Annotated in this window: 10 protein-coding genes; 7 read left to right on the forward strand and 3 right to left on the reverse strand. The window is 58.2% G+C overall.

The features are described 5' to 3' along the window. Positions 1-568: 568 nt before the first annotated feature. From bcsO to BY447_RS11110, 7 genes are read left to right on the forward strand one after another with little or no spacing between them, the layout of a single operon-like run. On the forward strand, positions 569-1,168 hold the full coding sequence (bcsO, locus tag BY447_RS11080; protein WP_110331137.1) for a cellulose biosynthesis protein BcsO: 600 nt from the start codon (positions 569-571) through the stop codon (positions 1,166-1,168). Continuing rightward, entirely contained in the window at positions 1,159-1,962 is an 804-nt protein-coding gene (bcsQ, locus tag BY447_RS11085; RefSeq protein ID WP_033734778.1) for a cellulose biosynthesis protein BcsQ, read from the forward strand. The genes bcsO and bcsQ overlap by 10 nt, the downstream gene beginning before the upstream one ends. Before the next feature lie 48 nt (positions 1,963-2,010). Further along, complete coding sequence (gene bcsA, locus BY447_RS11090) at positions 2,011-4,122, forward strand: UDP-forming cellulose synthase catalytic subunit (RefSeq protein ID WP_013359644.1); 2,112 nt, start codon at positions 2,011-2,013, stop codon at positions 4,120-4,122. Beyond that, positions 4,119-7,184: a cellulose biosynthesis cyclic di-GMP-binding regulatory protein BcsB gene (gene bcsB / locus BY447_RS11095; protein ID WP_110331138.1), complete on the forward strand. Its 3,066-nt coding sequence runs from the start codon at positions 4,119-4,121 to the stop codon at positions 7,182-7,184. Before bcsA ends, bcsB begins: the two co-directional genes overlap by 4 nt. 11 nt (positions 7,185-7,195) lie before the next feature. Next, on the forward strand, positions 7,196-11,011 hold the full coding sequence (locus BY447_RS11100) for a cellulose biosynthesis protein BcsC (protein WP_110331139.1): 3,816 nt from the start codon (positions 7,196-7,198) through the stop codon (positions 11,009-11,011). After that, entirely contained in the window at positions 11,011-11,454 is a 444-nt protein-coding gene (gene bcsD, locus BY447_RS11105; RefSeq protein WP_013359647.1) for a cellulose biosynthesis protein BcsD, read from the forward strand. Before BY447_RS11100 ends, bcsD begins: the two co-directional genes overlap by 1 nt. A gap of 8 nt (positions 11,455-11,462) precedes the next feature. Beyond that, entirely contained in the window at positions 11,463-12,470 is a 1,008-nt protein-coding gene (locus BY447_RS11110) for a glycosyl hydrolase family 8 (protein WP_013359648.1), read from the forward strand. 103 nt (positions 12,471-12,573) lie between these two features. Here BY447_RS11110 and bcsG read toward each other — a convergent pair whose 3' ends face one another. From bcsG to bcsE, 3 genes are read right to left on the reverse strand one after another with little or no spacing between them, the layout of a single operon-like run. Beyond that, positions 12,574-14,238 (reverse strand): cellulose biosynthesis protein BcsG, encoded by a 1,665-nt coding sequence (bcsG, locus tag BY447_RS11115; protein WP_110331140.1) that lies wholly within the window; start codon positions 14,236-14,238, stop codon positions 12,574-12,576. Beyond that, the gene (gene bcsF, locus BY447_RS11120) at positions 14,228-14,425 is read right to left on the reverse strand and encodes a cellulose biosynthesis protein BcsF (RefSeq protein WP_013359650.1); all 198 of its coding nucleotides are present in this window, start codon (positions 14,423-14,425) and stop codon (positions 14,228-14,230) included. Before bcsF ends, bcsG begins: the two co-directional genes overlap by 11 nt. Beyond that, positions 14,422-15,960 carry a cellulose biosynthesis protein BcsE gene (gene bcsE / locus BY447_RS11125; RefSeq protein WP_110331141.1) on the reverse strand — a complete coding sequence of 513 codons (1,539 nt, stop codon included), beginning with the start codon at positions 15,958-15,960 and terminating at the stop codon, positions 14,422-14,424. Before bcsE ends, bcsF begins: the two co-directional genes overlap by 4 nt. Between the last annotated feature and the right edge of the window lie 168 nt (positions 15,961-16,128).

Raw genomic sequence — 16,128 nt, forward strand, 5'->3', positions numbered from 1 at the left:
GAGGGTTAACCATCTGTGCTTCTGATTGGGTAGTGCCATACTCCCTGCGTCCTCACTTCTCTTCTCAGCCAAAGGCGCCTTTCTGGCGCTTTTTTTTATCTCAATTCCGCTGTAAACCGCACCGCTGGCGGACCAGCCATCACGTTTCGGTTATTTCCCGTCTTTTTCCGTTATCAGATTTAACCTGTTTTTCTGCTGGTGATATTCGCAGCGAAAAAAGATAAACACTCTCCATCCCTTATGACAGCGATCAGGCTTTTTTGCGCCTGCGGCAGCCCGATTGCGGCTTAACATTGCGCTTATCGTGTCCCGCCTGGTTGTGCCAGTGGTCGTCAGAGCGGCTAAGTCTTAAAAATTATTGAAACATCGCAGATTAATTTAACTTAAACATCACTTATTAATTATAGGGGATAATCATCTTATATTGGCTTTATTCCGCTGTAAGTGAATCTTTATGATTAAACTATTTTATTGAATCTGCTTTATTTGTAATCAGGTTTTTCTGACTGACATTAAAGTGATGTGTTATATTCCAGGAAAATTCCTCCCTTGTTGCAGGCCACGGCCAATGAAGAATAATTACGATGATTTGCAGCGTTTTAAAGAGAAAACGCAAACGCTCGACATCGACTTTAAAGATATGTCTGGCCAGGCGCAGGAAGCGGCGGAACACAGTAAATGGGCTTTGATTCGCCAGCTGGCGAAAGAGGACCATCAGACCTCACTGGGTGGCGGTCAGCGAATCGACCTGCCGCAGCCTCAGCCGCTGCGCGGGGATGAATTCACCGCGCCACCGCCTGAGGTACAGGCAAGGCCCGCCACACTCAGTGCGCAACCGACGACATCAGCCCGCAGCTCAATTCTCGATAGTCTGTCAGGTAGCAGCCTGCCCGCAGCACGCACGGCTGAACGTGACCCTTCATCACTGTTTCCGCCACCGCCGCCGCCGCAAAAACGGGTTGCGGCTGAGCCTGTTGCTGTATCACATCCTGAGCCCGTCCGGCCCGCCATGGCGGCGAATTTAAAGCCCGCCCTCACGCCTGTCACACCCCATTCTGAACCGGAACGGTTTAGTGCCTTGTTCCGCTCGCGTGACAGCGAACCGTCGAATCTGCCGAAAGAAACTTTACTCAAACCGTTACTGGAGAAGATTGCGCTATGCCGTTAGTTTGTGTGTGCTCGCCGAAGGGAGGCGTGGGGAAAACCACGCTTGCGGCGAATCTGGCCTGGAGTCTGGCGCGTTCCGGTAGCAAAGTTCTGGCTATTGATTTTGATGTGCAGAATGCACTGCGTCTTCACTTTGGCGTGCCGCTGCATGATGGTCGCGGATTTGTGGCGCGCTCAGAAGAGCAGGCGGACTGGAGCCAGTCGATCCTCACCACTGGCGGCAATATCTTTGTCCTGCCTTATGGCGATGTCACCGAGCCACAGCGCGAACGGTTCGAAGAGAACCTGATGAAAGATCCCCACTTTATTAAGCGTGGTCTTGATACGGTACTTAATTATCCCGGTCTGGTCATTGTCGCTGATTTTCCGCCTGGTCCGGGCCCGGCCCTTAAAGCAATGACGGCGCTGGCCGATATGCATTTAGTGGTGATGTTAGCGGATACCGCTTCTGTGTCGTTATTACCGCAGATTGAAGAGAACCGGATGACCGGGAAACCGCTCAATAATAAGCAGGGACACTATTTTATTCTGAACCAGTGCGATAATCGCCGGAATATTAATCGCGATGTCACTGCATTTATGCAGCAGCGTCTGGGCGATAATTTACTGGGCGTGGTTCACCGTGATGAAAGTGTGGGTGAAGCCAATGCTTCCCAGCAGTCCGTATATGATTTCAGTCCTGCCTCAGCAGCGGCATTTGATATTGAACTGATCGCCAAACGGGTCAGCAGCATTCTGAATATCACCGTGGGAAATGGCGAAGTTCAGGCTTCCATCCGCACAAATCATTTTTAGTCGTCTACTGCAGGCGACTGACTTACACAGCTCTTCTCAGGGTGAATCATGAGTAAAATCGGGTTTTACCTGCTGCTGCTGGTGCTTGCACCCGTTGCCGCGGTGATCATCATTACGCCAATGGACAGCCAGAAACAGTATATTTTTGGTCTGATCAGCATCGGCATGATGTTTTTATTGGGTTTCAGCAAGAGCCGCAAAATAACCGTGGTGATGGTGATTCTCTCTGCCCTGATGTCCAGCCGTTATATCTGGTGGCGCACCACTGAGACGCTGCACTTTAATTCCGAAGTCGAGGCGATATTAGGGATTGGCTTATATCTGGCGGAGCTTTACGTCTGGCTGATCTTAATTCTCGGCTTCCTGCAAACCACCTGGCCATTAAAGCGCACCATTGAGCCGTTGCCGGACGATACTCGTCTGTGGCCGACGGTCGATATTTATGTGCCGTCTTACAATGAAAGCCTGGATGTGGTGCGCGATACCGTGCTGGCGGCGCAGTGTATCGACTACCCGCGTGACAAACTCAAAATCTATCTGCTGGATGATGGCAAACGCAGCGAATTTGCCCGCTTTGCGGCGGATGTCGGGGTCGGGTATATCACCCGAGACGACAACAAACATGCCAAAGCCGGGAACCTCAACCATGCGATGAAAATCACCAAAGGTGAGCTGATTTGCATCTTCGACTGTGACCACGTGGCGACCCGCACCTTCCTGCAGGCGACGGTGGGACCGTTTCTGAAAGATCCGAAGCTGGCGCTGTTGCAGACGCCGCACTACTTCTATTCGCCCGATCCCTTTGAGCGTAACCTGCGCGCTGCGCGCAGCATTCCCAACGAAGGCGCACTGTTTTATGGTCCGGTGCAGCAGGGTAACGATAACTGGAACGCCACCTTCTTCTGCGGCTCCTGTGCGGTAATCCGTCGTTCGGCGCTGGAAGAGATTGGCGGCTTTGCCGTTGAAACGGTCACTGAAGATGCACACACCGCCCTGAAAATGCAGCGCCTGGGCTGGGGCTCAGCGTTCCTGTCGATCCCGCTGGCAGCCGGTCTGGCGACCGAACGTCTGGGTCTGCACATCATCCAGCGAACCCGCTGGGCGCGCGGCATGACGCAGATTTTCCGCGTCGATAACCCGCTGTTTGGCCGTGGCCTGAAGTGGCAGCAGCGTCTTTGCTACCTCAACGCCATGCTGCACTTCCAGTTTGGTCTGCCACGCGTCGCCTTCCTGACCGCGCCGCTGGCTTACCTGCTGTTTAACCTGAATATTATCCACTCGTCGGCGTCGCTGATTTTTGCCTATGTGCTGCCGCACCTGGTGATGTCGCTTTACGTTAACTCGCGCATGAATGGCCGCTTCCGTTACACCTTCTGGGGTGAGATTTATGAGACGGTGATGTGCTTCCATCTGGTGATCCCGACCATCCTGACGCTGCTGTCGCCGAAACATGGCAAGTTTAACGTGACCGATAAAGGCGGCGTGCTGGATCAGGGCTTCTTCGATTTCCACATCGTGCGTCCGCACGTCATTGTGGCGCTGCTGCTGGGCATCGGGATTGTCGCGGGCGTGGTACGTGCGGTGATGCATGACTATTTTGGCGTCGACCCTTACGTTATTGCGCTTAACGTCGGCTGGGCGATTTTCAGCCTGATCATTCTGATGGCGGCGATTGCCGTAGCGCGCGAAACCAAACAGGTGCGTAAAACCATCCGCGTTGACGTACAAATCCCGGCGATTATTCACTACGCCAGCGGCATTTCATCACGCACCCTGACCAGCAACCTGTCGATGGGCGGTGCACAACTTGATGCGCCGGATGGCCGTCATGAAACGGATGAAATTGAAGAGATTGATCTGTTGCTGAAATCCGGCGCGATCACCATCCCGGTGAGTAAGATTTCCGGCGATGACGAGAGCATCCGCCTGCGCTTTGAGGCGATGCCGCTGGCGCGCCGTCGCGAACTGGTGCGTGTGGTGCTGGCGCGTGCGGATGCCTGGATCCAGCCGGAGTATAAGCAGGACAACCCGCTGATTTCGCTGGGCACCATTATCCGCACCGTATTTGAGCTGTTCTGGCTGACCTGGAAAGGTCGCCACGATAAACGTAAAAAAGTCGACCCGGTTGCCGCGGCGGCGAAAGAGGATGGCGCGGCATGAAGATCCTGACGCACACGTTGCTGGCCAGTTCACTGACCGCCGCGTTATGGCTGACGCCCGCTGGCGCGGAAACGCCGACAGCGATTGATAACAGCAGTGCCGCGCCGGTAAACAGCGCGGCACCGATGCCACCTGAGGCTGCTGCAACCCGCCAGTCAGCGGGTGCCGCCGTCAGTGCGCCGGTAAACAGCGCGGCTCCGGCGTCGTCTGAGGCCGCTGGATCCTCACAATCTGCTAATGCCGCCGTCAGTGCGCCGGTAAACAGCGCGGCTCCGGCATCGTCTGATGCCGCTGGAACCTCACAACCTGCTAATGCCGCCGTCAGTGCGCCGGTAAACAGTGCGGCTCCGGCATCGTATGAGGCCGCTGCAACCACACAGTCAGCCAATGCCACTGTCAGTGTGCCAGCGGAAAACCAGGCGCCGGCCAGCGGTGCGGCTCCGGCGACGCCGCCTGCAATGCCTGTTAATAATGCTGCCACACCGGATGCCGGTTCAGCGCAGGTGACGGCCCCGGTGAGTGTTGGCGGGTCAGCAACGCCGTCAGTGCCATCCGCGGCCCAGCCCGCAGAATCTGTACCGGCCTCTGCGTCACCGAGTGCAGTACCGGATGCCACGCCGCCGTCAACCAACTCTTCTTACGCACCAGCGGGTGAGGCAACATCAGCGCCTCAGGCGTCAGCGAATGGCGAGGCTTCTTCCGCCGCGCCAGCCACCGCACCGGTGACGAGCAGCGGCGCAGTGACGCAGGACAGCAGCGCGCTCTCCGCGGTGCCGCTGCCGCAGGGGCTGAGCAGTGCCGATCCCGCGCTGGAGGCGGCCGCCAGTGCGCTGCCCTACGCGCCAGGCCAGACGACTGCGCCGGTTGCAGAACCGCAGATGCCGATCACGGCGGCTATCAATCAGCCGATCAGCAGCGTCATCTCCGTAGCACAGATGGGCCAGTCGCGCGGTATCACGCTGACCGGCGGCCAGTTACAGTCGGGCATCACCTTTACCCTGCCCGGCGATGAAGTGATTACCAATGCGCGACTGAATCTGACGCTGCGCGTCTCAGCCGCGCTGGCAGCTCGCAATACCTCGCTGCAGCTGATGCTGAATGGTCAGCCGCTCGGTACGCTGCCGCTGGGTGCCACGGACAGCGACGTCAGTGATTATGAGCTGGATATTCCGGCGGCGATGGTGGTGTCGAACAACAACCTCAGTTTTAAAATCAACGATGCGGACAAGCTGCTGTGTGAGAAGGAGAGCGCGCAGCAGTATCAGGTCACCATTCTGCCGAATACCGCGCTGCACCTTGAAGGGCAGAAGCTCAATATCGGCACCCGTCTGCGCAACTTCCCGCGTCCGTTCCTGGATCCACAGCGGATGACGGCGTCCACCATCACGATGGGCTTTGCCAGTAACGTGTCACCTGATGCGGTCAGCGCGGCGGCACTGGTCGCTTCCTGGCTTGGCATTCAGAGTGATTATCGCGGCATCCGGTTCCCGGTGGTGCGTGGCGAACTGCCGGAAAACAACGGCATCCTGTTTGGTCATCCTGGCGATCGAATCGGCATTCTGACGTTCCCGGCCAGTCATGGCCCGATGCTGCAGGTGGTGGATAACCCCAGTAACCCGGTTTACAAATTGCTGCTGGTCAGTGGTAACAATGACGATCAGCTGCGTCAGGCGGCGAACCGTCTGACAACCCAGCCCTTTACCACCGATGAGAGCCAGCTGCAGGTTCCTGTACAGACCATTGGCAACCGCAAACCTTACGATGCGCCACGCTGGATTAACACTGACCGCCCGGTCCGCCTGAGCGAACTGCTGCGTAAAGACCAGAGTCTGACCAGCAGCGGCATCTGGCATGATGCGCTGCGGGTGAACTTCCGCGCCGCGCCTGATCTGTTCCTGTGGGATGGCGACACGGTGCCGGTTAATCTGCACTATCGTTTCCCGTCCGAAAGCTGGATTGATGAGGACAACTCGTTCCTTAACGTCATGCTCAACGGCACTTTCCTGCGTAACCTGACGGTCAACAAAGTTGGCCTGCTGGAGAACGCCTGGCATCGTTTAGGCGGTGATGCACGTCAGGAACAGTATCAGCTGAATCTCGAGCCCTATCTGATCTATGGCGATAACCAGCTGGCGCTCTACTTCAATATCAAACCGCGCGCCGATGCGCCCTGCGGCGTGCTCCTGAACAACAATATCAAGAGCCGGATTGAAGAGGACTCGTGGATCGATCTGAGCCATACCCGCCACTTCAGTATGTTGCCGAACCTCTCATACTTTGTCGGTGCCTCGTTCCCGTTCTCGCGGCTGGCTGACTTTGGCCAGACCACGCTGCTGCTGCCGGAAACGCCCAGCAATGCCGAGCTGTCGACACTGCTGGATCTGGCGGCGCGGGCCGGAACCGCGACCGGCGTGGCGCTGACGCAGAATCAGGTGCTGTTTGGTCTGCCCACTGGCGGCACCCATCTGGCGCGCATCCAGCAGAGCGATCTGCTGGCGGTCAGCACCACCGGCAACAGCGCCTTCAATCAGGCGATGCTGGCGGCGTCACCCTATGACGCCACCAGTAGCACTTTTGGGGTGAAAGAGCCCGACGCGCTGGAAAAATTACGCGGCTGGCTGACCGGCGACTGGAGTCGTCAGCAGCTGGATGCGGATCGTTACTTCTCTTCCAACGAAGCGTGGCGGGGCTTTCTCAGCTACCGGTCGCCGTGGAATCGCGATCGGCTGGTGGTGATGACGTTGGCAACCAGCGACGATCAGCTGCTGCGACTGCACAACGATTTAAGTTCGGCGCAGATTAACGCCGCAGTGCGCGGCGACACCGCGATTATCACCGATGAAAACGGCATTCGTAGTTTCCGCGTCGGTGCACAGTTCCCCAGCGGCGAGATGCCCTGGTACATGATGGTGGTGTGGTATGCCAACCAGCACTCGGTGCTGCTGGCGGTGGCGGCGATGCTGCTCTCTGCGCTGGTGGGCAGTGCGGCCTGGGTGATGCTGAAGCGTCATGCCTGGCGGCGTCTGAATCCAAAGCAGAGCCATGATTCCGGCAGGAAGTAAGGACAACAATAATGAAAAAAAATCTGTTAAGTGCCGGTATCTGCCATGCTTTGCTGCTGGGCAGCGCGCTGGCCCTGTCACCACCGCTGCTGGCGGCGGAAAGCGCCAATCCGGCGTTGCAGGCCCTGTTCGATCAGGCTTCCTACTGGCATCAGAAAGCGCATGACGACCTGGCGAAAGCCTCGCTGCAAAAGGTGCTGATGGTTGAACCCGGCAATACCCAGGCGCTTTATCTGCTGGCCCTCTATTCACAGCAGGGTGGCGACACGGCTGCCGCAATGGAGTATCGCGCCCGTCTCAGCCAGGTCTCCCCCAGCGATCCGCACCTGAGCGAGCTGGATAATGCGCGCCAGATGCAGACCATTCCGCAGGCGCAGCTTTCGCTGGCGCGTCAGCAGGCGCGCAGCGGCAACATTCCGGCGGCGTTACAGACCTGGCGCAACACCTTCAGCGGTAATGAGCCGCCACCGAGCGTCGCGGCAGAATATTATCTTACGATGGCGGGTGACCGTACGCTGCTGCCGCAGGCGGTTGAGGCGCTGCGGCAGTTTGCGGCTCAGCATCCGCAGGACACCGGCGCACGGCTGGCGCTGGGTAAGGCGCTGACTTATCAGGAACCGACCCGTCGCGAAGGCATTGAGGTGCTGAGTTCGCTGGCGAGTGGTAATCAGGATGCCGATCGTTCACTGCGCCAGGCGCTGCTGTGGCTCGGTCCGCAGCCGTCAGACGCGGCCCTCTATCAGACCTGGCAGCAGCGTCATCCGCAGGACTCCGCCGTCATCGACTACTACCGTAAAAATGTCGGTGGCGCAGAAAAAGGAGCCGGATTCAGTGCGCTGAACAGCGGTGACGTCGGCGGAGCACAGACCAGCTTTGAAAAAGTGCTGGGAGCCAATCCCCAGGATGCCGATGCGCTAGCGGGCATGGGCTATGTGGCCCAGCGAGCCGGACGTTATCAGGAAGCGGCTGATTATCTGCAACGCTCTGCTCAGCAGGGCGGCGATCAGGGTTCCTCACGCCAGCAGCAGGCCGACGATGCCCGCTTTTATGCGCAGCTGGCCAGCGCGCAGCAGGCGCTGAAAAACGGCGACAGCGCGCAGGCGCTGACCTTAAGCGAACCGCTGGTCCAGGCTGACGGTGAAAAAGGGCTGGCCGCCAGGCTGTTCCGCGCCGACGTGTTGCGCCGCACCAATCAGCCTGAGCAGGCGGAGCAGATCTATCGCACCATTCTGCAAAGTGATGCGGATAACCGCAGCGCCAAAGAAGGGCTGTTCTACGTTCTGCGTCAGCAGAATCGCAGTGCCGAAGCCAGTACGCTGCTGGGGGCACTGCCCGACAGCGTGCGTCAGAGCGTCACGCCACGGGCCAATGAAGCGGATGCGCTGCGTCAGCAGGCGAAGCGTCAGCTGGCGGCCGGTAACAACGCCGCTGCTATCGCGACGCTGCAGCAGGGTATTCAGCGCTATCCCTCTGATGGCTGGCTGCGGCTCGATTTAGCCCGGCTCTATCGTCAGCAGGGCGATACGCTGCTGGCGGCCAACGTGATGCAGCCGGTGATGCGCAACGGGGCCAGCACCAGCGAACTCTATGCCGGTGCGCTGAACGCCAGCGAAAGCGGTGGCTGGCAGCAGGCCAGCGCGTTGCTGGCGCGCATTCCTGCCAATGCGCAGACGGCGGCGATGCGTGAACTGGCGCAGCGGGTGAATTTCAATCTGCAGATGAGCACCGCCGATCAGTACCTGGCGCAGGGCGCGACGGCCGCCGCCGCCAATACCCTGAAAGCGCTCACGGTCACGCCGCCCGCTAATCCGGTGGATGCCGGAAACCTGGCGCAGAAGCTGGCAAAGGCGGGCGATCTCAGCAGCGCGGTGTCGGTGGTGCGGACGAACCTGCAGCGTGGCGTGCAGGGCAATGCGGGCGATTATGCCGCGCAGATGGCGGTGCTGAATCAGGCGGGCCTCGGCAGTGAGGCGCAGCGCTTCCTCAGCAACCCGGAGCTGCAGGCGCGCAGTACCCCGACCCAGCTCGCCGGTATCCGCAACGGTTATCTGATTAACGAAGTGGATCGCCTGCGGCAGCAGCGTCAGTACGCGGTGGCTTATGACAAGCTGATTGGCGCGCTGCAGCAGGATCCGCAGAACCGCGATCTGATGTTCGCGATGGCCCGTCTCTATCAGGACGGCAAGATGAACCGGGATGCGGGCGTAGTCTATGACTACCTGATGACCCAGGATACGCCGACCCAGGATGCGCGCGTCGGGGCCATCAACGTCGCGCTGGCGCAGAACAATGTGCCGCGTGCTAACGCGCTGAGCCGCGGCCTTAACACCACCACGCAGACGCCGGATCGTCTGCTGTTGCTGGCACGTGTCGCCGAAGCCAATGGCAACCATTCACAGGCGATGGCGTATCTGCGTTCGGCACGCGGGCAACTGACTGGCCTGCAGGGCGCGCAGTCTGGCAGTGTGCCGACCGTGGGCGGCCTGGCGCTGGCGGACAATCCGTTTATCAACCGCACCACCTCGCCAGTGGGACGCTCACCGTCCAGCTACGGCACCGTGCTGCCGTGGCAGGCCGCACCGGCGGGCCAGACTGCTGGCGTGACATCACAGGGCGAACCGGCTGCGGGCAGCACAACGGTTTCTCAGCAGTCACAGGTTCTGCATGACGTTAACACCATGATGGATTCGCTACAGGAGAAAACGGCTACCTGGAGTCAGGGCATGGTGCAGGTGCGCGGGCGCGACGGCGAGTCGGGCCTGAGCAAACTGACGGAAGCCAAAGCGCCGCTGACCTTCTCTACCGTGCCGTTTGAAACGGCGCGCCTCGACTTTACCGCCACGCCGGTCTCACTCACGGCAGGCAGTGGCGCCGCCGATGCCTGGCGTCGTTTCGGCACCAATGCGCTGAGCCAGGGCCGCGTTGTGGCCGCAGGCGGCGCGACGGTGAATGACCTGCCCACCGCGACCACCGATTCGCAGACCGCTTCTGGCGTCGAGTTGAATCTGGCGCTGAAGGGCGACAGCTATAAAGTAGATATCGGCAGTACGCCGCTGGGCCAGGATCTCAGTACGCTGGTCGGGGGTGTGCAGTGGTCACCGAAACTCACCGACTTCCTGACGCTGATCCTGACCGGTGAGCGTCGCGCGATTACCGACAGCCTGCTCTCTTACGTCGGCGCAGAAGATAAAGCCAGCGGCAAACGCTGGGGACGTGTCACGAAGAACGGCGCGAACGCCCTGTTAAGCTACGATAATGGCGATGCGGGCTTCTACGCTGGCGGCGGCGCGTACAGCTATCTTGGTGAAAATGTCGCCAGCAATAACAATCTGCAGGCGACCGCCGGGGCGTATGTTCGTCCGTTCCACAGTGACGACCGCGAGCTGAAAGTGGGCATGAGTCTGGCGTGGATGGACTTCTCAAAAAACCTCAGCTACTTCAGCTACGGGCAGGGCGGTTACTTCAGCCCGCAGAACTACGCGTCGGTCTCGTTCCCGATAGAGTTCTCACGCAAGTTTGACGATCTCAAAGTGAATATTGGCGGGGCAGCCGGTTATCAGACCTACAGTCAGGATAAGAGCGCGTACTTCCCGGCGGATGCCAGCCTGCAGTCAGAGCTGGAATCCCTTGCTGCCAGCGGCAGCGTGAAAGACGCGTACTACTCTGGCGGCAGTAAAAACGGCATCGGCTATAACCTGCATGCCGGGGCGGACTACAAACTCAATAAAGATGTGACGATTGGCGGCCAACTGGGTTATGACACCTTTGGTGACTACAACGAAAGCAGCGCCAGGCTCTATGTCCGTTACCTGTTCGGAGAGAAGTAATGAGTGAGCATTCGGGGGTATCACATCCTTATCAGCCGGGCTGGTTTGACCTGGTCAGCGTGCTGATTGACGGGATGATCGCCAACGCCGGTCAGCAGGAGGCGGAAGCCTTTCTCTACAGGATGGGTGAATCGCTGGCGACCCGCTATCCTTTGCCAGAGTCGCGCACCGTGCAGGATCTGGAGCGCGAGGCCAACCTGCAACTGGCGCGGTTTAACTGGGGCTTTGTGCAGCTTCAGCCGGAAGAGAAGGCGCTGCTGATTGCGTATCACGCCTTACCGGCAGGCGACAATCGCCATTCTCCGGCTGACTGGCAGGCGGCGTTTGGTGCGGTCATTGCCGGGCTTTTTTCAGGCTGGTTGCAGGGCCAGGGCGGCAGCAGAATGGTGCCGGTGACGCTTGAACTCAACGATGGCAGCACGCTGCACTATCGATATCAATAGGATCAGAAATGAAACGTAAGCCATTCTGGATGGGCTGGATCTGCACTGTTTTACTGCTGGCCTGCAGCGCGCAGGCCAATGCCAGCGGCTGGGATACCTTTAAAAGTCGTTTTCTGACCGCCGAAGGGCGGATCACGGATACCGCCAATAACAATGTCAGTCACACCGAAGGTCAGGGGTATGGCATGTTGCTGGCGGTGGCCAACAACGATCGCGCCACCTTTGATCGGCTGTGGCAGTGGACACGCACTCAACTGCGTAATCCGCAGACCGATCTCTTCTACTGGCGCTATGTGCCAGGCAGTGACAACCCGGTTGCTGACAAAAATAACGCCTCGGATGGCGATGTGCTGCTGGCATGGGCGCTACAGCGCGCCGCACAGAAATGGCAGGTGGAGAGCTATCAGCAGGAGTCAGACCGCATTCAGCGCGCGATCATCAAGCTGGATGTCACGAGCTTCGGCGGCCATACCGTCCTGCTGCCGGGTGCGCAGGGCTTCAATAAAACCAGCTATGTGGTGCTGAATCCTTCGTACTTCCTGTTTCAGGCGTGGCGGGAGTTTGGCGAGCGCAGTCATCTGCAGGTCTGGGATAAGCTGATTAACGATGGTTTTGATCTGCTGGGTAAGCTGAGTTTTGGCAAAACCGGCCTGCCGCTGGACTGGGTCGCGCTGAATGCGGATGGGTCGGTTGCGCCGGCTGTCGGCTATTCAAACCGCTTCAGCTACGACGCGATTCGCGTGCCGCTGAACATCTGGTGGTACGATCCGCACAGTCTGGCGCTGGTGCCGTTTCAGCGCGTCTGGCAGGGTTACAGCCGCATGCTGACCCCTGCCTGGTTCGATGTGCTGGCGAATGCACCCGCTCCTTACCACCTTGAGGGCGGTCTGCTGGCGGTGCGTGACCTGACGCTGAATGAGACCGGCTATCTGAGCGATAAGCTGGCTGCCGATCAGAACTACTTCTCTGCCAGCCTGCAGCTGCTGACCTGGCAGGCGTTTCAGGAGAAGCGCTGATCAATCGCAGAACGGCGGCGCTGGCCGCCGTTCTGGAGCTGATAACCCGGTGTGTCAGGCGCTGAGTCGCGCCTGACACACCGGGTTATCCGGCAATAATGCGTTACTGCGGATAGGGCACCCAGTCGCCGCCGTTGAGCCTGATCCAGGGCTTGCCCTGATACATCATCACCACCGCCCCGTCGTTTTCCGACACCACCGGCGTCTGCGGCAGCTTGTCGGTCAATACCGACATATTCACATTCGGCGCATTAAATACCTGTCCATCCACCACCCGCGACACAATTTCTGAGATCGCCAGCAGGCTGGTCGGTGCATCAATATTGAGAGGCTGACCCTGATGCGGGGCTTTCATGCCGACAAACTTAATCCCCACCGGCACATGCGTAATGGCAGGGCTGGGAATATCCCGCAGGCCTGACATCTGCATCTTATCGCCTTCAAGTGCGGCACCATGCTCCGGCACCACCAGCACCATCACCCGGCGGCCCGACTTCTCCAGCTGGGTGAGGAAGGCATCGATTTGATCAAACAGCAGCTGAGCGCGCGGCTTCCACGGGGCAGTCTGGGTGCTGCCCAGTTCACGGGTGCCGTCGTGCAGCGGGATCAGGTTGTAGAAGGTGGCGCTGCGTGCATCGCTGCTCTTGCTGCGATCGTCAAGCCAGCGCTGCATCAGCTGCGCATCGTTAAGCACCGGCGAGCCGTCGAATGAGGTCAGTTCCGGGGCAATGCCTGCCTGCGACATCAGCGGTGCCTGAATATCGCCGCCCTCGCGCAGTTCCTTGAGATAGTTACCGAACACGCCGGTGTGATCCATCATCAGCTGCTCTTTAAAGCCCAGCTTCGCCAGATTATCGAACAGATAACAGCGAGAATCGGTGGGTTTGTAGAGTTCGCTGTGCGAGGTCTGACCGCAGCTGGCACGCAGCAGACGGATCCCCGCCGGTCCGCTGTAACTGGTGGCGGAGTTATAGTTGGTCAGCATGATATCGAAATGCTGCCACAGCGGATGATTACGCAGCTGGGAGGCATCCATGTCGGACCAGGCGAGTGAACAGATGTTGATCACCAGGATGTCGAACGGCTGCGAATCGGCCGGCAGGCTGTCAGGGAAATGGGTGACGCGCTTGCGCTCACTCTCATAAAAACGGCTGAGCCAGGCGGTCAGGCTGGCGCTGGTGGGCGCGGCTGACTGATCGAGCCCATCCGGCACGGCCGCCGCCTGGCTGGCAGCAGCCGGTGTCTGATTCAGCACCACCTGCGGGGTTGTCGCGCGGGTCGGCAGCAGCGACATCGCCGGACCCGCAATGGTCAGCACGTTGAGCCAGATCAGCATCAGTGAAACCAGCACGGTGATGCGAATCCACTGCGAAATAAACAGATAGAGCACCAGCAGAACAAACAGGGCACCCACCATTTGCCAGTTGATAAAACGGTCAGCCAGATCGAGCAGGTAAGCACCCGAAAAGCCCGCCAGCTGATCGCCCTGGCTGAGAATGCTGCTGAGTCCCGGCAGCCAGGTATCATGCCAGAACAGCGCGAAGCCAACAGGGATCGAGACCCAGTGGCGCAGGCGATGCAGGCGAACCGACGGCAGCGGGAAGAGCAGCCAGGCGAGAAACACCAGATTGCTCAAAGCATGAAAGTTGAGGTAGCCGTACCACAGCAGGGCAAATTTGACTAAAAAGTAGAAGTTCCAGCCGCCCAGTCCGCGCCAGCAGGACCACAAACGGGAAGAGTGGGCCGCAGCGGGTTGATCATTTTTCATTAATTTTTGCATCCGTTTTTGGAGATTGACGCTGCCAGTGACCTTCAGACTTCAGCGCGCGAGCAGGCAACAGCCGATTCAGCAGGCCGTTCCAGCGACGCGGCAGCCATTGATGCCAGACCGGCTTTAAAATCAGCAAGATAACAACGATCAGCAGCGCAATCTGTACCCAATCCATCAGGTTCATCGGGATTCATTCTCCGGCAGTAAAGCGATGGGCAGGGGGGCTGAGCGCTCCTGCGTTTCGTGCCGGCTCTCAACGACGGCACGTGTTGTCTCTGATACCGGCGTCAAATCCTGAATTGCCATGGGCGTCAGTTTCTTAATATTGCTGACTTCCGCAAGAATCTGATTATCCTCGAACCAGACCATTCGGTTTGCAAACAGCTCGTCGTGAGGCAGTGAAAATATATATTTCAATGCTTTATCAAGATCGTTATAGCGGCAGGAGGAGAGAAACAGAATGACGCGATCTTCCAGTACCGTGACCAGATCGCCAAAGCGGCGCGGCTTACAAAGTGTCAGGATCTGCTGCGGTTTAAGCTGTGGCACCGGCCGCAACGCCACCAGCAGGCCCTTATCATTTTCCGGCAGCAAAGTATTACTGATCAACTGGCTGACCGACTGGCAGAAGGCGTCAAGCCGCAGGTAGCCTTTTTCATGCAGAGGCTGCAACGACGCGGTTAACGCCTCAAGACTGGCGGGAACGCGACGGTTAAACACCTGTCCCTGAACGCCTTCCAGCGTGGTCAGAAACCGCGACATGGGCGCGTTGGTCGGCACAATAACGTTTACCCCACAGGCCAGCAGCAGACGCTCGTCGCTGTAACGCAGGCTGGCACCCATCTCGCGCACCACAATTTTCAGGCCGTTGCCGCGTCCGCGTCGCAGGCTGTGTACAAACTTCGCCAGTTCGTTGATCAGGTCGCTTCGGGTCAGGCTGAAAATAACCGTTGCGGCATTGGCCTGTTGAGCCCGTAACCAGACCTGCTCATTATCATCGAAGAGTTGCCACTGGCGTGAAAGTGGCGGTGCACCCTCAAGCACGATTTTGTCAGCAAGATAATGCTGCTCGTCATTAAGGCTCAGCGGTTCCTGGTTTTCATTTAACGTAAAGAAACGATCTTCTTCACAGCCCAGGCGTATTGCACGATCGGCCAGCAGGCGTTCTGCGGCATACCACCAGTTAATTCGATACTGCCAGCTATCCTGCTGAAAGCCCAAATGCGCCACGCCATCCAGCTGACGAAAATAACGATGAAGATTATTACTCAGGTTTATTATGGTGGAACCGGACGTCACGATTAACAGCGTGAGTTTTCTTTTATGCAGCGTGTGGCGCATACCCTTTATCCACCGCGTTAATTCGGCGTCATCGAGCTTATCCCATTGCGCTGCGCTGCTGTTAAATATCACCAGGCCGTTTTTACTGCCGAGCGTGCGCAGAAAATCACTTTCCAGCTGCAGCAGACTCCGCTTGTTTTTGGAAAGAGAAAACAGCGGGATACGGTCAGGACCGCCGACCGGGTCGGGCGTCAGTAAATCACGCGGCGGCTGATCAGCGCTGATCAGCGTGACGGCCTGCTGATGTGAAATCACCTGTCGAATAAACGTGCGGGCGTCATCCTGACGTGCACAAGTGACCCAATAACAGCCAGGGGTTTGCAATGCCGTTAATTCAGGCTGAACATGCAACAGCCCTAGCGAAAAAGAATTTTTCATATTGAATTCGTTATTTTTCCAGTCCAGGCTAGCTTATTATAGACAGGCCTGGATGTAACCTGAGAAATTTGAACATTGCTAATGACAGGCTGACTCACAATGTTCTGCAAATGCCGCGTTTCAGGAAATTTTTTTTCAATTCCCTTTTTTACGCGCAGACGGTCATTC

The organism is Pantoea sp. JKS000250, from assembly GCF_003201065.1.
GTDB lineage: Bacteria > Pseudomonadota > Gammaproteobacteria > Enterobacterales > Enterobacteriaceae > Pantoea > Pantoea vagans.

Coding starts and splice junctions, on each gene's coding strand:
- bcsO (WP_110331137.1), top strand. CDS start 569: ATGAAGAATAATTACGATGATTTGCAGCGTTTTAAAGAGAAAACGCAA.
- bcsQ (WP_033734778.1), top strand. CDS start 1,159: ATGCCGTTAGTTTGTGTGTGCTCGCCGAAGGGAGGCGTGGGGAAAACC.
- bcsA (WP_013359644.1), top strand. CDS start 2,011: ATGAGTAAAATCGGGTTTTACCTGCTGCTGCTGGTGCTTGCACCCGTT.
- bcsB (WP_110331138.1), top strand. CDS start 4,119: ATGAAGATCCTGACGCACACGTTGCTGGCCAGTTCACTGACCGCCGCG.
- BY447_RS11100 (WP_110331139.1), top strand. CDS start 7,196: ATGAAAAAAAATCTGTTAAGTGCCGGTATCTGCCATGCTTTGCTGCTG.
- bcsD (WP_013359647.1), top strand. CDS start 11,011: ATGAGTGAGCATTCGGGGGTATCACATCCTTATCAGCCGGGCTGGTTT.
- BY447_RS11110 (WP_013359648.1), top strand. CDS start 11,463: ATGAAACGTAAGCCATTCTGGATGGGCTGGATCTGCACTGTTTTACTG.
- bcsG (WP_110331140.1), bottom strand. CDS start 14,238: ATGAAAAATGATCAACCCGCTGCGGCCCACTCTTCCCGTTTGTGGTCC.
- bcsF (WP_013359650.1), bottom strand. CDS start 14,425: ATGAACCTGATGGATTGGGTACAGATTGCGCTGCTGATCGTTGTTATC.
- bcsE (WP_110331141.1), bottom strand. CDS start 15,960: ATGAAAAATTCTTTTTCGCTAGGGCTGTTGCATGTTCAGCCTGAATTA.